Genomic DNA, 18,533 nt, shown 5'->3' on the forward strand with positions numbered 1-18,533 from the left:
CAACTTCTCTACGAGTACCTGGAGGCTCACGGACATACCCCCGAGTCAGTGCTTGGGGAGCCCTGGCCGGAGCATGATCCGACCGGCCTGGGTGGAGTGGACGTGGATCGCTGGGAGCGGATGTTGGCGTGCGCCGAGCAGCACCTGGGCGACCCGCTACTGGGCCTGCATGTCGGCCAAACGATCACGGCCCGGCATCTTGGCATCCTTGGGCCGGTGCTGCTCGCCTGCGACAATCTCGGCGCTGCGCTTCAGCGGCTGGAACGCTATCAGCGGCTGATCTTCGATGTGGTTCCGATGTCCCAGCGGGCTGGCCCCGGTTGGGTTGACGTTGTTTGGGACATCAGCCGGTACCGTCCTGGGCGGTTGGTCACCGAGACGGGGTTCGCGGTTTTTACGCAGTTTTGCCGCAGCATAGTGCGCGGCGTCGCAAATCTGTCGGCGGTGGAGTTTGCGCACCTCGAGCCAACTGACATCCGACCCTACGAGGACTTTTTCGGGTGCCCTGTCAAATTCGAGCGACCTGAACCTGTCATTCGCGTCGGCCTCGACTTCCTAGCGTCGCCACTGAAGAGTCCCGACCCAGGCCTGATTCTGGTTCTCGAACAGCATGCAGACCGCCTGTTGTCACAGCTTCCGCAGGAGGCGGAAGTCATCGAACAGGTTCGCAAAGCGATCGCCCACCTGCTGCTCGAGGGAGAGCCGGATATCGAGAAGGTTAGCGTGAAGCTCTGTTGCTCCTCTCGAACCCTGCAGCGTCGCCTGAGGACCGCCGGCACCGGCTTTCGCGACGAGCTCAATTTCGTGCGATATCAGCTTGCCACGTCATATCTGCGGGATCCCCGGCTGCAGATCGTCGATGTTGCTTTGCTCCTCGGATACTCCGAGCACAGCGCCTTCACTCGTGCGTTCAGGGAGTGGGTAGGCAAAACGCCGCAGCAAGTGCGAGAGGAATCACCGCAACGTCGCAGCAAGTCATAGTGTTCCGGGTTCCGGTGGTAACAGTTCGGTTGGAAAGACCCGATGACGCGTGAGCCCGGAATCCCTCCTCGCCGTGATAGGTTCCCATTCAGCAGGGACGGCCGCCAGATTCCGCTCGACCAGATTGGCCATTCCGAGATCCGCCTGGAAGAGCCGATCCTGAAGGGTCGCGACCGGACGCCGGTTATCTTGGCCTCTCGCGAACAAATGTCTACAAGCATCTCGGACTATGATCAGCGCCGCCGTCTGCTTAGGGGAGCGAGTGAGTTTGCTTGTACGACCGACATGGGGCGCATAGCGGTCGTGGTGTCGCCCGTAAATCACCTTCGGGTTGCTACCGAGCTACTCCTCGGCGCGCTTCTGCATGATCAGGTCGAGCCGCTCGCGGTCGGAGCGCTCGCGTTCGTCGCGGCGGCGCACGTCCTTATAGGCGCGCTCGACCATGTTGGTGCGCGCCGTCGCGGTGGCGATCAGCGCGGCTTCCTTACTTGCATCTTCCAGGTTCTGTTTCTGGCGGCCGAGCGCGTCGGTGATGCGCTTGTGGTAGAGCGCGGGAAAGAGGCCTGCCAGCGATTTGTCCGTGTCGAAATGCTCGATCAGTTCCCTGGCCTCCGCTTCCGCCTTGACGGCGGCGGCCAGGAAGCCGGCATGGCGGGTCTCGTGCAACGCCTTCAACTGCTCCTGCACCTTGACCAGTTTCTTCAGGCGGTCTTTTCGTGCCGTCATGGCGCCTATCTCGCCAAGGTGAGGTCGACGAAGCCGTCGACGAAGAGCGACAGCAAGGTGCCGACGGCGAAGTAGAAGATGATCATGCCGCCGGCGATGACGAAGGGCAGCGAGATGAAATAGACCGGGATCTGCGGCGTCAGCTTGTTGACGAAGCCGATCGTCAGATTGACCAGGATGGCATAGGCGACGAACGGGCTGCCAAGGCGAATGACCAGGAAGAAGGCGTCCGACACCGTGTCGGTGACGTCGACCAGCGCTGCCTGGGGATTGAAGAACACGTTGACCGGCGCGACCTGGTACGAGGCGACGAGCGCCTTGACGATCTCGTGGTCGAAGTCGAAGACGAAGAGCAGAAGCAGCGCCGAGAACGAGATGATGGCGGCAAGGGCCGCCTGCGGTTCCGGCTCCTCGATCGCCGGCCCGCCGGAGCCGCCATAGCCGATCAGCGTGGCGATGGCCGAGCCCATGAAGCGCAGCGCTTCCATGTAGAGCCTGGTCATGGCTCCGATCAGTCCGCCCACGAGAAGCTCGGAGACGATCATCGGCGCGAGCACCTGCGGGCGCGGATCGACGAAGGGGTAGATGCGGTCCCACAGGAAGGCGAGCAGGCCGCCGGTCGCGGCGACCGACACGAACAGGCGGACCTGCAGCGGCACGCGGGCGCTGGACAGGCCGGGCATCAGCATGAAGCAGGCGCCGATGCGGCAGATAGCGAGGAAGGCGGCGATGACGACGCCTTGCGAGAGCGCGTTCACGAGATGGTTCCGAGCACCTTGATCTCGACGCCCTTGGCGATCTCGACATGGCTGAGCACGGGAAGCGTCGTGAACAGCCGCTCGATGATCATGCGCACATAGGGCCGCGCGTCGGGCGCGGTGACGAGAACGAAGCGCTCGCCGGCCTCGAGATGCTTGCGGATCGCCTTGGTGGCGTCCTGGCCGAATTCCTCGAGCTGGCGCGGATCGATGTCGAACTCGCGCACCTCGCCCTTGGCGTCGCGCTTGAGGCTCTGGTGGAAGGCGAGGTCCCAGCGGTTGCCGAGGCGCAGCACCTTGAGCGTGCCGCCTTCCGACAGATCGCCGCAGATCTGCTGCGCCATGCGGATGCGCACATGCTCGACGATCTGCTCGGTGCGGCGCACATGCGGCGCGATCTCGGCGATGGCCTCGATGATCAGATGCAAATTGCGGATCGAGACACGCTCGGCGAGCAGCAGCTTCAGCACCGCCTGCAGGCCCGGATAGGAGATATGCGACGTGCAGATCTCGTCGGCGAGCTTGCGGTATTCCGGGTCGAGCCGCTCCAGCAGCGCCTTCATGTCCTTGTAGGAGAGAAGCTGCGGCAGGTTGTTGCGGATCACCTCGGACAGGTGGGTGAGCAGCACCGACATATTGTCGGCGAAGGTGAAGTTCTCGCGCCTCAGATCCTCGGCGAAGGTTTCCAGCACCGAATAGGCGCGCATGCCGAAGGCCGGCTCGCGGATCTCCTCGCCGGGGATGTCCGGCACGCCGCGCGTGCCGAGCAGCACCATGATCTCGCCGACGCGCATCTGGTATTCGGCGACGACCGTGCCGTGCACCTTGATCTGGTAGCTCTTCGGTGGAATGGCGAAGTCGTCGGCGACGCGCACTTCCGGCACGACGAAGCCGTATTGCTGGGCGAATTTCTTGCGCATCTTCGACATGCGGAAGACCAGTTCCTGATGCGCCACCATCAGCCGGGTCGACAGCTGCTTGCCGATCAGAAGCTCGATCTCGGCGGTGACCAGCGAGGCCTTGACCGAGTTCTTCTCTTCCTCGACCTTGTTCGCCTTCTCCTGCGTCTTCAGGGCTTCGGCGGCGGCAAGCGCGCGGTGCTGGCGCAGCGGGATGATGTAGCCTAGGCCGGCCATGCCGCCGGCGAGCGCGAAGAAGGGGAACAGCGGCAGGCCGGGCATCAGGCCGAGGATGACCAGCAGCGAGGCTGCGACATAGAGCGCGCGCGGATGCGCGCCGAGCTGGCCGAACACCGCCTGGTTGGCCGAGCCGCGCGTGCCGCCCTTGGAGACAAGCATGCCGGCGGCGAGCGAGACGATGAGCGCGGGGATCTGGGTGACGAGGCCGTCGCCGACCGATAGCTTGATGAAGACGTCGGCCGCCTGGCCGAGGCCCATGCCGTGGCGCAGATAGCCGATGGCGATGCCGCCGACGATGTTGATGGCGGTGATGATCAGGCCGGCGATGGCGTCGCCGCGCACGAATTTCGAGGCGCCGTCCATCGAGCCGAAGAAGGAAGATTCCTCCTCCAGCTCGCGGCGGCGCAGCTGCGCCGTCTTGTCGTCGATCATGCCGGCGGAAAGGTCGGCGTCGATCGACATCTGCTTGCCGGGGATGGCGTCGAGGGTGAAGCGCGCGCCGACCTCGGCGATACGGGTGGCGCCCTTGGTGATGACGATGAAGTTCACCACGATCAGGATCATGAAGACGATGAGGCCGATGACGAAGTCGCTCGACATCACCAGCTTCGAGAAGCCGGAGATGACATAGCCGGCTGCATGCGTGCCCTCATTGCCGTGCGACAGGATCATGCGCGTGGTGGCGATGTTGAGCGACAGCCTAAGCATCGTGGCGATAAGCAGCACGGTCGGGAAGGACGAGAAATCGAGCGGCCGCTGGATCCACAGCGCCACCATCAGGATCAGCACCGAGAGCGCGATCGAGAAGGCAAGGCCGATATCGATGAGGAAGGCGGGGATCGGCAGGAACAGCACCGCCAGGATGACGACGATGCCGAGCGCGAAGAAGACGTCGCGGCCGTTCTTCGCCGCCAGGCCGGACGGGAGTGTTTCGCTGATCGCCATGTCGTCCCCAAATCAAGAACCGCCACGCACAAGGCAGGCCCTCGACCGTAACCCTCCAAGCTTGCGCGAAGGTGGGAGAGTGGCTACGGGACCTTGCCTCGGTCTTGCGAAAGGATGGCAAATGCTTCTGATCACCGGCACGATCCGGCTATCAGCCGACAGGCTCGAACGGGCAAGGCCGGCGATGCAACGCATGATCCTGGCAAGCCGCGCCGAGCCGGGCTGCCTTCACTATTCCTACGCGCAGGATGTGCTGGACGCCGGGCTCATCCATGTTTCGGAAGCCTGGAGCGACCGCGCCGCGCTCGAAGCGCATTTCAAATCGGCGCATATCGCCGAATGGCGCGCGAGCTGGGCGGAACTCGGCATCGGCGATCGCAGGCTCATGCTTTACGAAACGGCCGGCGGCGCGCCGACCTGAACGTCCGAGGCATTAAGACTAATTCACGCAACGCCAAATTGGCGCCATAAGCGGTCGGCATTGCGGTTGCCACGCATAGCCGCCGCGCGTATCAGGCACGACAGTTCTTTTCTTCCGCATACCGGCGAGCCGTTCCGTTGCCTGCCAGAAACGACCCACAAGTCTACGCCCGCCGGCTTCGCGCGGTGCTGATCAGCTCGATCCCCGTGCTCGAGGCACGCGGCATCGTGATCGTGCTGATGGCCGGCATGGTCGGCGTCATCGCGGGCGCGCTGGTCACCGGCATGAGCGCGCTGGTGCAAGGCATGCATTATGTGCTGTTCGATGTGCAGCCGGGCGGCCGGCTGTCGGCGATGTTCTCGCTCGCCGATCCGGTGCAGGCAATGTTCCCAGCCATCGGCGGTCTTTTGCTCGGCCTTTCTGTGATCTGGCTCAGACGGTACAAATTCCGCACGCCTGTCGACCCGATCGAGGCCAACGCGCTCTATGGCGGGCGCATGTCGCTGACTGACACCTTCATCATCGTGGCGCAGACGATGATTTCCTCGGGCTTCGGCGCCTCGGTCGGATTGGAAGCCGGCTACACGCAGATCGGCTCCGGCATCGCTTCCCGGCTGGCGCGAGCCTTCCGGCTGCGCCGCAACGACGTGCGCATCCTGGTCGGCTGTGGCGCGGCCGGCGCGATCGCGGCCGCTTTCGACGCGCCGCTGACCGGCGCCTTCTACGGGTTCGAGCTGATCATCGGCATCTACTCCGTCGCCAATGTGGCGCCGGTGATGGCGGCGGCGATCTCAGCCTCGCTGACGGCGGAAATGTTCGGCGGCGTGCCGTTTCCGCTGGAATTGTCGGGTCTGCCGAATTTGACCGCCGGCGAGTATGTGCCGTTCCTCCTGCTGGGCCTGCTCGGCGGCGCGGCCTCGATCGCGATCATGCATCTGGTGAGCATCGTCGAGAGCATCTTCGTGCGGCTGTCGATCGACGCCTCGGTCAGGCCCTTCATCGGCGGCATCTTCGTCGGTCTGCTCGGGCTGGTCACGCCGCAGGTGCTTTCCAGCGGGCATGGCGCGCTGCACCGCGAGTTCGCCATGAATTACGCGCTTCCGGTGGTGGCGAGCGTCTTCGTGATGAAGCTGGCAGCTTCGGCCATCTCGCTCGGCTCCGGCTTTCGTGGCGGCCTGTTCTTCGCTTCATTGTTCCTGGGCGCTTTGCTCGGCAAGGTCTTTGCCGGCGTCATGGCGATGACCGCGCCGTCGGCCGGCATCGACCCGGCGGTCGCCGCCGTCGTCGGCATGACCTCGCTTGCGGTCGGCGTCGTCGGCGGTCCGCTGACCATGACGTTCCTGGCGTTGGAATCGACCCGTGACCTGACGCTCACCGGCGTGGTGCTGGCGGCCTCGATCATGTCGGCGATCCTGGTGCGCGAAACCTTCGGCTACTCCTTCTCGACCTGGCGCTTCCATCTGCGCGGCGAGACGATCCGCAGCGCGCATGACGTCGGCTGGATGCGCAGCCTCACCGTCGGCTCGATGATGCGCAAGGACGTCCGCACCATTCCCGCCTCGACCACGCTCGCCGAATTCCGCAAGGAGGTCCCGCTCGGCTCGGCGCAGCGCGTCATCGCCGTCGAGCAGGCCGACCAATATGTCGGCATGCTGCTGGTGCCGGAACTGCACAGCGACCGCTCTGACGACGAGACGCCGGTGAGCGCGCTGGCCCAGTTCAAGGATGCGGTGCTGGTGCCTTCGATGAACGTCCAGACCGCGGCCGAGACCTTCCAGCGCACCGGGGCCGAAGAACTGGCGGTGGTCGAGGATTTCGACGAGCGCATCGTTCTCGGCCTGCTGACCGAAAGCCATCTGATGCGCCGCTACGCCGAGGAGCTCGACAAGGCGCGGCGCGACCTGTCAGGCGAAGGTTGACCACTATCGACAGCCCAGCCAATAAGAGACCGTTGGAAAATCCACTCCGGCGGCCATCTGGTGGCGTTTTCTGCGCTTCCGGTGCTCACGGACCTGAATGTCCGCTCCGCTCCGGTTCTCGAAACCGCCATCATATGACTCGCCGGAGCGAATTTCGAAACGGTCTCTAAGACGATCACCCCTGGAAGCCACCCATGCAAGTCAAGCGCAACGGCGATATCTCGTTCTGGTATGCGGATCTGGGCGCCATCCCCGCGCCGCGTCCGCCTTTGCCGGGCGACATCGAGGCGGATGTCGCGATCGTCGGCGCCGGCTATACGGGGCTGTGGACGGCCTATTATCTGAAGAAGGTCAGGCCCTCGCTGCGCATCGTGCTCATCGAACGCGAGTTCGCCGGCTTCGGCGCCTCAGGGCGCAATGGCGGCTGGCTGTCGGGCGGCTTCGGCTGGTCACGCGAGAAATATCTGAAGAATTCGACACGGCAAGGCGTCACCGCCATGCAGAAGGCGATGGCCGGCTGTGTCGACGAGGTGATCCGGGTGGCGACGGAAGAGGGCATCGATGCCGACATCCGCCGCGTCGATAATCTGACGGTCGCCACCAATCCGGCGCAGTTGGAGCGGGTGCGCGAGGAATGGGAGACGACCCGCTCCTGGGATGCCGATCCCGAACGGATCGAGCTGCTTGACGCCGAGGCGACGCGGGCGCGCATCAAGATCAAAAATGTCATGGGCGGCTTCGTCATCCACGGCCAGGCGCGCGTGCAGCCGGCAAAGCTGGTGCGCGGGCTGGCGGCGGCGGTCGAGCGCCTCGGCGTTTCCATCTACGAGAAGACGACGGTGACTGCGATCGCCAAGAGCGTCGTGGCAACGGATCGCGGTACGGTGCGGGCCGAAACCATCATCCGCGCGACGGAAGGGTTCACTGCCGGCATCCCGGGCGAGGAGCGCACCTGGCTGGCGCTCAACAGCGCGCAGATCGTCACCGAGCCGCTTTCGGAAGAGCTCTGGCGCCAGATCGGGTGGGAGGGCCATGAGCTTCTCGGCAATGCCGCGCATGCCTATTGCTATGCGCAGCGCACACGGGAAGGACGCGTCACCATGGGCGGGCGCGGCGTGCCCTATCGCTATGGCTCGCGCACCGACGTCAACGGGCAGACGCAGCAGGCAACGATCGACCAGCTGCACACGATCCTGACGACGCTCCTGCCGCAGACAGCCGCATGCCGCATCGACCACGCCTGGTGCGGCGTGCTCGGCGTGCCACGCGACTGGTGCACGACGGTGGGCCTCGATCCCGCGACACGCATAGGCTGGGCCGGCGGCTATGTCGGGCTCGGCGTGTCGAGTTCAAACCTTTCCGGGCGCACGCTGACCGATCTCGTGCTCGGCCAGGATACGGAGTTGACGCGGCTGCCCTGGGTTAACCGCAAGGTGCGGCCCTGGGAGCCGGAGCCGTTCCGCTGGCTGGGCGTCCATTCGATGTATCAGCTCTACCGCGTCGCCGACGAGCGCGAGGCGGCTGGGCTCGGCCACACTTCAAGGCTGGCCGCCCTTGCCGACAGCATCACAGGCCACTGATCGGCCGGAAGATCAGTGATCGATCGGGCCCTTGGGCGACACAAGCGTCGTGCCTGCCGTGGTCGGGCGCTCGATCATGCGGCGCACGCGCGGCGGGTTCTCGCCGCTGTGCAGCGCGCGGATGCGTTCGCCGACCACGGCATCGGCATGGGTGGCGCGCCGGTTGTGGCGGATATACTCGACCCAGGTCGGCGTGTGGTAGTGCTCGATCCAGATGCCGGGATTTTCGAGATCCCGCGCGAGCGTCCAGTTGCGCGCGCCGTCACGGCGGCGGATACGACCGCGCTCGGCCATGGTTGCCAGGAACTCCGGGACGTCCTCCTCGCGGATGATGTACTCTATCATGATGGCGATCGGGCCGCTGCGCGGCTTAAGGTCGAGCGAAAGCATCGGCTCCTTGAAGCGGTTGAGCGGATCGAGGTTGAGCACCGTCTGCTTCGGCAATGGCAGGACGAAGCCGATCGCCGCGCCGGCAAGCATGGCGACCGCCGCCGCGATCAGCGCGATCTCGGCGCCATGTGCGTCGGCGACAACGCCCCAGATCCAGCTGCCCAGCGCGATGCCGCCGAAGGTCGCCGTCTGGTAGATCGACAGCACGCGGCCGACCACCCAGCGCGGCGTCGACATCTGCACTGTGACGTTGAAATGCGAGAGCGCGATCACCCAGCAGGCGCCGCCGATGAGCAGGCCCGCCGACGTCTGCCAGGCATTGTGGCTGACGGCGGCGTTGAAGGCGCAGAGCGCGAAGCCGGCAAACGCCATGCGCACCATCACCTCGCTCGACAGCAATTGCCGCAGCCGCACGCTGATCAGCGCGCCGCCGACCGCGCCGATGCCGAAGGCGCCGAGCATGATGCCGTAGGTCAGCGCATCGCCCTTGACGACGTCACGCGCCACCAGCGGCAGCAGCGCCAGCACCGCGCCGGCGCTGAAGCCGAAGGCGGAACCGCGCACCAGCACCTTGGCGATGTTGGGCGACATGGCGACATAGCGCAGGCCGGCGCCCATTGCCGCGCCCAGCGACTCGCGCGGCAAGGTCTGCTCGGGCAGCGCCGGCTTCCAGCGGGCGAGCACGACGATCAGGCCGATATAGCTGACGGCGTTGGCGGCAAAGGCAGCGGCAGCACCCGCGGCGGCGACGATGACGCCGCCAATTGCCGGACCGATGCTGCGGGTGATGTTGAAGCCCAGCGAATTGAGCGCGACCGCCGCCGGCACCTTAGCGCGCGGCACCATGTCGCCTACCGATGCCTGCCATGACGGGCTGTTCAGCGCCGTGCCGCTGTCGATCAGGAAGGTGAAGGCAAGCAGCGTCCAGGGCGTCATCCAGCCTTGCCAGGTGAACAAGGTGAGCAGCGCCGAGACGACCAGCATGAAGGTCTGCGCCACCAGCATCACCTTGCGGCGGTTAAAGCTGTCGGCGATGGCGCCGGCGACGAGTGCGAACAGCATGATCGGCAAGGTGGTCGAGGCCTGGACCAGCGCCACCTGATAGGACGAGGTGGCGATCGTGGTCATCATCCAAGCGGCGCCGACGCCCTGGATCAGACCGCCGAAATTCGACACCAGGCTGGCCGCCCAGACTGCGCGGAAGATGCCGTGCCGGAACGGCGCCAGCGCGGAGACGCGTTCGCTTTCCGGCTCGTCGTCGATCATGGTTGGGCCTTCGTCCGCTATTTGAGGCTCGCCGCGCCCAGAAGGGAGGGCGACTCGTCAAAGAGTGCGACCCAACAACAGGATGGCAAAGGCGAAAATGCGTCGGCGAAGCTTTAAACCAAGCATCTTGCCGGTCTGGACCAACCCCTGGCTATTTCTCGCCTCTCGTTTCGGCGTGCAGGGCTTCGGTCAGGTCGCCCGTCGTGTCGCCACCGACGTAGAGCCTGAGCAGCATTTCCATGCCGACGAGACGCAGGCGCGACGATTCCTGGCCCCTTGCCAAGTCGATGAGGTCATCCAACTCGGAAGAAGACCATTTCATCGCGTCGCGGAGCAGACCGCCGCGCAGCAGCCCTTGCGTGCCGGCCGAAAAAGCATCGGCCATGTCGAAGCCGATCTTTGCCGCACGAATGTTTTCGCGCGGCAGATGGTGTTCGGCGACTTTCTTCAGCAGCCACTTGCCGGTTCCGTCGCGGTATTTCTGCCGGCGCGGCAGGTGAAGGGCGAAGTCGATGAGCCGGTTCTCGAGGAACGGCACCCTGAGCTCGACGGAAGCCGCCATGCTCAGCCGGTCATGCCTGTGCAGCAGGTCCTGCAGATGCGAGTAGAGGTCGTAGAAGCAGCTTGCCAGGAAGGCGCGGTCGTCGAGGGGCGTGACGCCGTCCAGCCTGTCGAACAGCTTCGTCTGCAGGAAATTCAACTCGGGCGACAGGGCTCTGAGCGCCATGCTGCGCTCGGAGGGCGAGCCGCGGCCGATCGAGTTGCGGAACGGTGCGCGGCGTAGTTCGGCGAATTTGCGGTCGCGTCTGGCCTTCGAGCGGAACAGGCGCTGCAGCCAGGAGTGGCGCCAGAGCCGCATTGTCGATGCCTGCCATTTGTAGCCGCCGAAAAGCTCATCGGAGCCCTCGCCGGTGAGCAGCACCTTGACGCCATCGGCGCGGCATTGCTCGGCCAGCGCCAGCAGCGCCGCATGGCTGGCATGCCAGCCGTCGGTTTCGAGATACCAGACCGCACGCGGCCAAAGCTCAAGGAACCGGTCCCTGTCGAAGGGTACCCGGCGCAGGCCGACACCGACATGGCGGCCGGTGCGCTCGGCGTCCGATGCTTCGCTGCGGCCGAGTTTCTGGTCGACGACGTAACCGTGCAGCTCCGGCCTGAAGCGCTTGGCGAGCGCGGTGATCAGGCCGGAATCGACACCGCCGCTGCAGGCGGTGGCAAGGCTGGTGTCGGCGATGCAGTGCAGCTCGACACTTTCCTCCAGCAACGTTTGAAGCGTCGCCATGTGTTCGGCGTCGGATGTCTTGTCGCCGGCGATGCGCGCCGTCTCGATTACATCGAGGACATGCCAGAAGCGGCGCTTCTCGATTCCATCTCCGGTGATCCGCCACAGGCCGGCCGGCGGCAGCCGCTCGATGCCGTCGAAGACGCTGTAGCTCGAATCGCGACTCTGCCAGGCCAGCCGCAATGTCAGCTCGCGCGTGTCGATACGGCGCGCAAAGTCATGGCAAGCGAGGATCGCCTTGTCCTCGGAGGCGAACAGCAAGCGGTCGCCGGCATCGGCGACCGACAATGGCTTGATGCCAAGCCTGTCCCTGGCAAGCCACAAGGTGCCGTCGCGGGCATCGAAATAGGCGAAGGAGAACATGCCGTCGAACAACGGCACCGCTTTTTGCGGGCCCCAGTGATGCAAGGCCTGAAGCACCACCTCGGTATCGGACACCGTGCGGAACGTCAGGCCTTCCGCCTCCAGCGTCTTGCGTAGCGCGCGAAAATTATAGACCTCGCCATTGTAGCACAGCACACCGTCCCCGGATGCGGTCAGCATCGGCTCGCGCGCGGCGGGTGAGGGGTCGATGATGGTCAGCCGGCGATGCCCGAGCGCCAGTCGGGCGTTGTTCCAGTTGCCGTGATCGTCGGGACCGCGATGCGCCAATGCCTGCATCATGCGGGCCACATCGGAAAGATCGCCGCTGCCGATCGGATCGCGCTTTCGCCAGACGCCGGCTATTCCGCACATGGCCCGCCGGCCGTTCTTGCCTGATGCATCGCTTCCTGAAAATCGCGTGAGACAACGACTTGCAATCTAGCTGCAACTAAAGTCGCCGCAAGCGATCTTACGGCCTGCAGAAAGCGCGTGACGCTCGCTTAACGCTTTGCGTCAGAAGCCGTGCTCGATGCGCTCGAAGATGACGTTGGTGAAGGCCGAGATCTGGCTGCCGATGAACGGGCCGGTCAGCGCCACCACGAGCATGATGGCGACGATCTTCGGCACGAAGGTCAGCGTGATTTCCTGGATTTGGGTCAGCGCCTGGATGAGCGCGATGCCGATACCGACCACCATCGCCACCAGCACCACGGGGGCTGAGGCGGTGAGAACCGTCCACACCGCGTACTGGACGATATCGAGGGCATCGGCCTCATTCATGCGGGCACACCCCCAGCGGTCAGACTAAAGCGCGTCGCGATCCTTCGGATTCGCTCCATGCGCTTTAGGTCTTTGGTTTTACGCATGTCTTTATCCCGAAGCCGGTTCCCACTTTCGGGAGACATGCTTTAGCTGGCCGGCTTGATCGATACGCCGGCGCCGACCGGAACCTTGGTGCCATCCTGCAGCACGGCGATCAGGCCGTTGCTGGAGAGCGTCACCGAGGCCACCGTGCCGGTGGTCTTGCCGTCGGCCGAGGTGATCGAGCGGCCGATCAGCGCATCGGCTTGCGAGAGCGCCGAGGATTGCATGATCTGGTCGAGCTTGGTGTTGGTCTGCACCGACTGCTCGACCTGAGAGAAGGTGGCGAGCTGCGCGACATATTGCGTCGAATCCATCGGCTTGGTCGGATCCTGGTTCTTCATCTCGGCGATCAACAGCTTCAGGAACGACTGGTAGTCCACCGCCGTCTTCGAGGTCTTCTGGCTGGCTTGGTTGGCGCCAACCGGGATCGTTGTCGTCATGTCGACGGCCATCTTATGCTCCTACAGCCAGTGCGCGGGGCGTCTCGGGAATGTCGTCATTGCCTTCGAGCGCCTTGCGCTCGAGTGGATAGAGCGCGCGGATCGCCTTCAGCGCCTCGTAGATCTCGTCCTCACCGACCATGCGGTCGATCTGCTTCAGGCTGTTGCAGATGTCCTGGTTGTCGAAGCTTGCGATCAACATCGGCAGCGAGCGGCGGAACATGTCGCGAGCTTCCGCGGCGCCAGCGGGATTGATCAGCATGATCTGCACGATGAAATAGAGCTGCCTGAGCGGCGTCGAGGCCTGGTCGGCCTGGATGACATGGCTTTCGAGCAGGAACTGCACATCGTTCATCAGCTCGATGGTGACCTTGCGATCGACGCGGATGACAGCGCCGTTGATGTAGATCTTCTCGTTGGGCTTCAGCGAGATCTTCAGCGTGTTGGTCATTGGATGCCGTCTCGGATGATCTGAGAAACCTCGATCAATCCTTCGAAATTGTTGGTGCGGCCCTGGCGGATGTCCTCTGTCTCGCGCAGCAGCCACAAGCCGATGGAGATCAGGTTGGCGCGCAGCTCCTTGGGGAGCGCGTTGTCACTGGAGCCGAGATCCTCGACGAAGGTGGTCCAGATGCGGTTGGTGAAGTGCAGCGCCTCGACCGCCTCCATGGAGTCGGTGCCGACCGCGGCCGCCGCCGCCAGCATGTCGATCGAGCGCGTGAGCAACTGCCGCTCCCGGTCCTTGGCGTCGGCGACGGAGTCGGTCTGGATGTCGGCGTAGGAGAATTGATACATCGTCGGCGCTCTGGCGTTCCGGTTTACGTGTTCAAGTCAGATAGTTGAGCAGGCTGAGCTGCTGCAGACGCGCGGTCAAGGCAAAGGATGTCTCGATATGCTGTGTCAGGTCGGCCACGCGGGTCGCCGCTTCCGCGGGATCGACCCCTTCAAGATCAACGATGTGCTTCTCGAAGAGGTCGACCTGGGTCTTCATGCGGTCGCTGGCATCGGACACGCGCTGCTGCGCAATGCCGGTCTCGGCCCGTATTTGGGTGATACCGCCGATGGCTTCGCCGACCAGCGCCTGCGCGCGGCCGACGACAGCGTTCTGCGCGGCCTCGCTGAAGCTGCCGGTCATCAGGCTGCTGACCATGGCGGCCGCCATGGCGAGCTTGCGGATGCCTAGGTCGTTGGCGCTGACCGAGGTCTGGGTGGTCTCGTTGAGCGAAATGCGGCTGGTGATCTGTTCGTCGGTGGCGCTCGACCAGTTGGCCTGCCAGCCGGAGCCCAGGAATTGCGGCTCGACCTGCGTGGTGATGAAGTTGTCCATCTGCGCGGCGGTGATGTTGGCTGCCGCCGGGGCTGTCTGGGAAAAGCCGAAATAGCTGGTAAAGGCGGCGTCGAACGCCGCCTTGGCCGGCGAGCCGGCGGCGTTGAAGTCGTCGATCGGCTTGACGTCGGTGTTGGTGCCGGCAAACAGATATTCGCCGTTGACGCTGGTGTTCAGGATGCCGGTCATCTGCTGCAGCGCCGAGGCGCCGGCGGTCCGCAGGATGCTGGTCGAAGAGTCGCCCGACACGCCGCTGGTCAGCGCCGACAGGAAGCTCTGCGCGCTGTTGGCGATCTGGCCGAGGGAATCCTGGGTCGATTTCAGGCGCGCCGTCACGAGCGCGTTGGAATCGACAATGCCGTTCAGCCGGTCGAGATCGCGCTGGAAGGTGACGGCCTGGGTCGTGCGGCTGCCAAGCGCCAGGCCGATATCGGCGACCGTGCCGGTCTGTGATTCTTTCGTCGCCTTGACGAGGTCGGCCTGCATCCTCGCCTGCTGGTAGCGCAGCGCGTTGGAAATGGCAGCTGAGGAAACGCCTGTCGCTTTCATGAATTATCCCACCGCGGCCAACAGGGAGTCCAGCATGTCGCCCACCGTTTTCATCATATGCGCGGATGCCTGATAGGTGTGCTCGAGGTCGAGAAGCAGGGACATCTCCTGGTCGACATTGACCCCGGTGTCGTTGGACAGCGCCTCGGCCGTGCGTGCCGCCAGCGCCTGTTTGCTATCGGCATTGGTCGAGGCCTGCTGGCGCACGCCTTCGAACCAGCCGATGGCATTGGCCGCGTAGTCGGAGACGCCCGAACTGACGGCGATGCCGGTGGAAGTATCGAAGGCCATCGGCTGATCAAGCTTGTTGCCGTAACTGATCAATAGGTCCGCATAGGATGCGCCGCCGGTGTTGACGACATAGGCCGCACCGTTGGCGCCGCCGTCGCGCAACAGCGCCGGGTTGCCGCCGGCGCTCGGATCGAAGGCGGCGTTGACGCTGATCGAGCCGGCGAGGCCATCGACCAGGGTGCCCGCTGCCGGAATTGCCGGCGCGCCGGACCATGTGAACAGGCCGGTCGCATTGGGTTGCGACGGCGCGGTCTCGGCAAATGCCGTGATCAGGCCGCGCGCGATTTCGTCGAGCTGGCTTTGCATGGTCGAGGCGACGCCGTCGCGCAGCTTCAACAGGCCCGCAAGCTTGCCATCGGCCGTGGTGTTGTCGCCGGTGCCGGCGGAAACCGGCACGTTGTCGATGTAGACCGTGTTGCCGGGCGTGCCGGCCGAATAGCCGGACGATGGCGTGAAGGTCACCGAACGCGGCACGGTCTCGAACAGCGTCGAGCCGTCCCTGGTGGTGATGACCATGTCGTTGTCGCCGCGCGTGAAGGTCGAGATCGGGACATATTCCGATATCTTCTTCAAAAGCGCGTCGCGCTGGTCGAGCGCGTCGGACACGTCCGTGCCCGAGCGGGTGCCCGAGATAACGGCCCTGTTGGCGTCCTGGAACTGGCTCAGCAGCGAGTTGAGATCGTTGACGGCCGTGGCGATCTGGCTGTCCGCCTGGGTGCGGAAATCCTGGATCGCCTTGGTGCCGCTGTTCAGCGAATTCACCACCTGCTTGGCGGCGTCGACGACGCTGGTGCCAAGGTTCTGGTTCGACGGCGTTGTGGCGTAGAGCTGCAGGGCTTTCTGCAGGTTGGCGATTGCCGTCGAGGGCGACGACGCATTGTCGACCCCGTTGACCGACAGATCGAGCTGATCCATGCCGTCGTAAAGCGCGCTTTGGCCGCTCCATGCCGACAGCGCCGAAAGGTTCTGGCGGAACAGAAGGTCATTCGCGGTACGCTGGATTTCCACCGCCCTGGCGCCGGGCGCCGTGCTGGTCACCACGGCGATGCGACGGGTGTAGTCCGGGTTCGACGCATCGGCCACATTGCGCGATACGACGCTGGTTTGCTTGGACGTGGCCAGAAGCGCCGACTGGGCAATGCTTAGTGCGGAGGAAAGCGACATGCTGATCTTTCACGGGACGGCGCCCGTCGTTTATCTCTTCAGGTTGACGAGGACGTCCATCAGGTCCGAGCCGGTCTGGAAGACCTTGGAATTGGCGGTGTAGCTGCGCTGCGCCGCAATCATGTTGGTCAGTTCCTCGGCGATATCGACATTTGAGTTTTCAAGCGCGCCGGAGACGATGGAGCCGAGCTTGCCCTCATTGGCAAAGCCGATATGGACCGCGCCGGAATCGGTGCTCTCCACATAGACGTTGCCGGGCATGGCGGTGAGGTTGTCTGGGCTCTGAACGTCGGCCAGCGGGATCTTGTAAAGCGCCTTGGTCGAGCCGTCGGCGAACTGCGCGTAGATGATGCCGTCCTGGCCGATCTGGACCTTCTGGATGGAGCTCGGCGCGTTGCCGTTGACCTTGGCGTCGGCGACGGTGAAGCCGGTACCGAGCTGGGTCAGCTTGGAGAGATCGAGGTTGAGGCTCTGGCCGCCTGGAACGGTGAAGGAGACGCCCGTGGTCGCGCCGGTGAGCTTGCCGGTGGTGGTGTCGAAGGTGAGGTTGGCCGTACCCAGCGCGCCGCCCGTATAGGGGAAGGAGGTGCCCGGCGTTGCCTTCGACTGGTCGAAGACAGCGACCTGCCAGGTGCCGGCGCCGGTGTTGGTGAAGTAGACGTCGAGCAGCTTCTTGTTGCCGAGATTGTCGTAGGCGACCAGCGAGGTTTTCGACGTGTATTGGGCAGTCGCGCTATTGGTGGAGGGTAGGCTGCCGGCCGCGACCGGAGTGGCGCCTGCCGGCAGGTTGCCGCTGAAGATGCCTTGCGTGCTTGGCGTCGCCGTCATTTCCTGATCGGAGATCTGCACCGGCACGAGGCCTTCGAAGCCGTTGGCGGTCGCGGCCGGATCGCCATTGGCGTAGTCGTAGGCCATCAGCTGGTAGCCCGCGGCATTGACCAGCCGGCCCTGCGCATCCGGGACGAAGGAGCCGGCGCGGGTCAGATAGGGCGTGCCGCTGGCATCCTGCACGACGAAGAAGCCATCGCCGTTGACGGCAAGATCCGACACCGAAGTGGTGTAGGTCATGACGCCTTGCGTGCTGATGGCCGAGCGGATCGTCGTCGTCACGCCGCCGGAATTATAGGCTCCGCCGGTGCCAGGCATGATCAGTGACGAGAACTCGGCCGAAGAGCGCTTGTAGCCGGTGGTATCGGAGTTGGCGATGTTGTCGGCCACCGTGGACAAGCGGTTGGCCTGCGCGTTCATACCGGAAACGCCGGTCCGCATCATTCCGTAGAGGCTCATCGATTGATCTCCGCAATGCCTGGGTAGGAGGCCACAAAACTATGCCTCGTGTCTTGCGCGAAGCTGGCGCGGGATGTGCCTTGGACGGCCATCAAAACACCAGCCGGTAGCCGAGGAACCGCTTGGAATCGATCGGGTCGTGGCCGAGCTTCTCGCGCAGCTTCTTGCGCAGCTTCGAGATGTGGCTCTCCACCACGTTCTCCTCGACCTCCTCGTCGAAGATGCCGTAGATGGCGTTGAAGACCTGCGTCTTGGTCACGCGCCGGCCGCGGTTGCTGGCCAGATATTCCAGGATGCGCCGCTCGCGCCGTGGCAGCGGCAGCGGCTCGCCGTCGATCTCCGGATCGCGGCCATCCATGAAGATGCGCATCGAGCCGACTTCGGTGTAGGCAGCCTCTTCGGAGCCGCGGCGGCGAATGGCGGTGATGCGCGCAAGGATCTCGCGGATATGGACTGGCTTGCGGACGACATCGTCGACGCCGCTTTCGAAAAGCCGCAACGTATGTTCGAGCGAGTGATGCTCGCTGAGCGCAATGACCGGCGCGCCGGTCCGGTCGCGGATCTGGCGCGGCGATACCGCGCCCTCGCGGCAGTCGCCGATGAGAAAGGCCCTGACGGATCTGAGATCGGTGTCGGCGGCGGAACTCACCCACTCGCCGAATTCACCTGGCGCGAAACCGGCCGTGGCCACGCCCTCGCGATCGAAAAGTGAAGAGTAGCCCTCAGTCACGAGCTCTCGCTCGTCAACGATAACGATCATCGGCCCGCCCTCCGAATCAATTCATTTGCCCCGTGGGGAAAGGGGTAGCCGGGTCGACGAATCCTGAAAAACCATCATTTC

17 protein-coding genes are annotated in these 18,533 nt (G+C 64.4%); 4 read left to right on the forward strand and 13 right to left on the reverse strand.

Translation table 11 applies throughout. From position 1 onward, the window contains the following. Positions 1 to 102: 102 nt before the first annotated feature. Positions 103 to 981 carry an AraC family transcriptional regulator gene (locus tag EN862_RS02595; RefSeq protein ID WP_210235649.1) on the forward strand — a complete coding sequence of 293 codons (879 nt, stop codon included), beginning with the start codon at positions 103 to 105 and terminating at the stop codon, positions 979 to 981. Positions 982 to 1,323: 342 nt separating this feature from the next. Here EN862_RS02595 and EN862_RS02600 read toward each other — a convergent pair whose 3' ends face one another. The 3 genes from EN862_RS02600 to flhA are packed head-to-tail and all read right to left on the reverse strand — an operon-like array spanning position 1,324 to position 4,549. After that, positions 1,324 to 1,707 carry a hypothetical protein gene (locus EN862_RS02600; RefSeq protein WP_127864311.1) on the reverse strand — a complete coding sequence of 128 codons (384 nt, stop codon included), beginning with the start codon at positions 1,705 to 1,707 and terminating at the stop codon, positions 1,324 to 1,326. Positions 1,708 to 1,712: 5 nt separating this feature from the next. Then, on the reverse strand, positions 1,713 to 2,465 hold the full coding sequence (gene fliR / locus EN862_RS02605; protein ID WP_127864312.1) for a flagellar biosynthetic protein FliR: 753 nt from the start codon (positions 2,463 to 2,465) through the stop codon (positions 1,713 to 1,715). After that, positions 2,462 to 4,549, reverse strand: coding sequence for a flagellar biosynthesis protein FlhA (gene flhA / locus EN862_RS02610; protein ID WP_127864313.1), 2,088 nt, complete (start codon positions 4,547 to 4,549; stop codon positions 2,462 to 2,464). Before flhA ends, fliR begins: the two co-directional genes overlap by 4 nt. Positions 4,550 to 4,670: 121 nt before the next feature. Between flhA and EN862_RS02615 the strand changes: the two genes are divergently transcribed. The 3 genes from EN862_RS02615 to EN862_RS02625 all read left to right on the forward strand — a co-directional run bounded on the left by EN862_RS02615 (position 4,671) and on the right by EN862_RS02625 (position 8,469). Then, a complete protein-coding gene (locus tag EN862_RS02615) occupies positions 4,671 to 4,970 on the forward strand; it encodes a putative quinol monooxygenase (RefSeq protein ID WP_127864314.1) in 300 nt (99 codons plus the stop codon). Between the two features lie 137 nt (positions 4,971 to 5,107). Further along, on the forward strand, positions 5,108 to 6,889 hold the full coding sequence (locus EN862_RS02620; RefSeq protein WP_127864315.1) for a chloride channel protein: 1,782 nt from the start codon (positions 5,108 to 5,110) through the stop codon (positions 6,887 to 6,889). 194 nt (positions 6,890 to 7,083) lie between these two features. After that, a complete protein-coding gene (locus EN862_RS02625; RefSeq protein ID WP_127864316.1) occupies positions 7,084 to 8,469 on the forward strand; it encodes an FAD-binding oxidoreductase in 1,386 nt (461 codons plus the stop codon). Between the two features lie 12 nt (positions 8,470 to 8,481). On the opposite strand, the gene EN862_RS02630 is transcribed toward EN862_RS02625, so the two are convergent. The 10 genes from EN862_RS02630 to EN862_RS02675 all read right to left on the reverse strand — a co-directional run bounded on the left by EN862_RS02630 (position 8,482) and on the right by EN862_RS02675 (position 18,452). Then, on the reverse strand, positions 8,482 to 10,125 hold the full coding sequence (locus EN862_RS02630) for an MFS transporter (protein WP_127864317.1): 1,644 nt from the start codon (positions 10,123 to 10,125) through the stop codon (positions 8,482 to 8,484). A gap of 151 nt (positions 10,126 to 10,276) precedes the next feature. Then, positions 10,277 to 12,142, reverse strand: a complete 1,866-nt coding sequence (gene asnB, locus EN862_RS02635) for an asparagine synthase (glutamine-hydrolyzing) (RefSeq protein ID WP_127864318.1) — start codon at positions 12,140 to 12,142, stop codon at positions 10,277 to 10,279. Between the two features lie 141 nt (positions 12,143 to 12,283). After that, on the reverse strand, positions 12,284 to 12,550 hold the full coding sequence (fliQ, locus tag EN862_RS02640) for a flagellar biosynthesis protein FliQ (RefSeq protein ID WP_040989996.1): 267 nt from the start codon (positions 12,548 to 12,550) through the stop codon (positions 12,284 to 12,286). A gap of 128 nt (positions 12,551 to 12,678) precedes the next feature. After that, positions 12,679 to 13,086 carry a flagellar hook assembly protein FlgD gene (gene flgD / locus EN862_RS02645; RefSeq protein ID WP_095817139.1) on the reverse strand — a complete coding sequence of 136 codons (408 nt, stop codon included), beginning with the start codon at positions 13,084 to 13,086 and terminating at the stop codon, positions 12,679 to 12,681. Between the two features lies 1 nt (position 13,087). Next, positions 13,088 to 13,525, reverse strand: coding sequence for a flagellar biosynthesis repressor FlbT (flbT, locus tag EN862_RS02650; RefSeq protein ID WP_127864319.1), 438 nt, complete (start codon positions 13,523 to 13,525; stop codon positions 13,088 to 13,090). Then, the gene (gene flaF, locus EN862_RS02655) at positions 13,522 to 13,869 is read right to left on the reverse strand and encodes a flagellar biosynthesis regulator FlaF (RefSeq protein WP_042640513.1); all 348 of its coding nucleotides are present in this window, start codon (positions 13,867 to 13,869) and stop codon (positions 13,522 to 13,524) included. Before flaF ends, flbT begins: the two co-directional genes overlap by 4 nt. A 31-nt stretch (positions 13,870 to 13,900) precedes the next feature. Then, positions 13,901 to 14,950 (reverse strand): flagellar hook-associated family protein, encoded by a 1,050-nt coding sequence (locus tag EN862_RS02660; RefSeq protein ID WP_127864320.1) that lies wholly within the window; start codon positions 14,948 to 14,950, stop codon positions 13,901 to 13,903. A gap of 3 nt (positions 14,951 to 14,953) precedes the next feature. Next, the gene (flgK, locus tag EN862_RS02665) at positions 14,954 to 16,405 is read right to left on the reverse strand and encodes a flagellar hook-associated protein FlgK (RefSeq protein WP_127864321.1); all 1,452 of its coding nucleotides are present in this window, start codon (positions 16,403 to 16,405) and stop codon (positions 14,954 to 14,956) included. A 30-nt stretch (positions 16,406 to 16,435) separates the two neighbouring features. Then, entirely contained in the window at positions 16,436 to 17,692 is a 1,257-nt protein-coding gene (locus EN862_RS02670) for a flagellar hook protein FlgE (RefSeq protein ID WP_127864322.1), read from the reverse strand. A gap of 91 nt (positions 17,693 to 17,783) precedes the next feature. After that, positions 17,784 to 18,452 (reverse strand): response regulator transcription factor, encoded by a 669-nt coding sequence (locus EN862_RS02675; protein ID WP_042640505.1) that lies wholly within the window; start codon positions 18,450 to 18,452, stop codon positions 17,784 to 17,786. Positions 18,453 to 18,533: the final 81 nt, after the last annotated feature.

The sequence above is a fragment of the Mesorhizobium sp. M2E.F.Ca.ET.219.01.1.1 genome (assembly GCF_004016445.2).
Taxonomy (GTDB): domain Bacteria; phylum Pseudomonadota; class Alphaproteobacteria; order Rhizobiales; family Rhizobiaceae; genus Mesorhizobium.

Excerpts from the sequence above, each read along its gene's own strand:
- EN862_RS02600 (WP_127864311.1), bottom strand. The coding sequence starts at position 1,707 with ATGACGGCACGAAAAGACCGCCTGAAGAAACTGGTCAAGGTGCAGGAG.
- flhA (WP_127864313.1), bottom strand. The coding sequence starts at position 4,549 with ATGGCGATCAGCGAAACACTCCCGTCCGGCCTGGCGGCGAAGAACGGC.
- EN862_RS02615 (WP_127864314.1), top strand. The coding sequence starts at position 4,671 with ATGCTTCTGATCACCGGCACGATCCGGCTATCAGCCGACAGGCTCGAA.
- EN862_RS02625 (WP_127864316.1), top strand. The coding sequence starts at position 7,084 with ATGCAAGTCAAGCGCAACGGCGATATCTCGTTCTGGTATGCGGATCTG.
- EN862_RS02630 (WP_127864317.1), bottom strand. The coding sequence starts at position 10,125 with ATGATCGACGACGAGCCGGAAAGCGAACGCGTCTCCGCGCTGGCGCCG.
- asnB (WP_127864318.1), bottom strand. The coding sequence starts at position 12,142 with ATGTGCGGAATAGCCGGCGTCTGGCGAAAGCGCGATCCGATCGGCAGC.
- fliQ (WP_040989996.1), bottom strand. The coding sequence starts at position 12,550 with ATGAATGAGGCCGATGCCCTCGATATCGTCCAGTACGCGGTGTGGACG.
- flgD (WP_095817139.1), bottom strand. The coding sequence starts at position 13,086 with ATGGCCGTCGACATGACGACAACGATCCCGGTTGGCGCCAACCAAGCC.
- flbT (WP_127864319.1), bottom strand. The coding sequence starts at position 13,525 with ATGACCAACACGCTGAAGATCTCGCTGAAGCCCAACGAGAAGATCTAC.
- flaF (WP_042640513.1), bottom strand. The coding sequence starts at position 13,869 with ATGTATCAATTCTCCTACGCCGACATCCAGACCGACTCCGTCGCCGAC.
- EN862_RS02660 (WP_127864320.1), bottom strand. The coding sequence starts at position 14,950 with ATGAAAGCGACAGGCGTTTCCTCAGCTGCCATTTCCAACGCGCTGCGC.
- flgK (WP_127864321.1), bottom strand. The coding sequence starts at position 16,405 with ATGTCGCTTTCCTCCGCACTAAGCATTGCCCAGTCGGCGCTTCTGGCC.
- EN862_RS02670 (WP_127864322.1), bottom strand. The coding sequence starts at position 17,692 with ATGAGCCTCTACGGAATGATGCGGACCGGCGTTTCCGGTATGAACGCG.
- EN862_RS02675 (WP_042640505.1), bottom strand. The coding sequence starts at position 18,452 with ATGATCGTTATCGTTGACGAGCGAGAGCTCGTGACTGAGGGCTACTCT.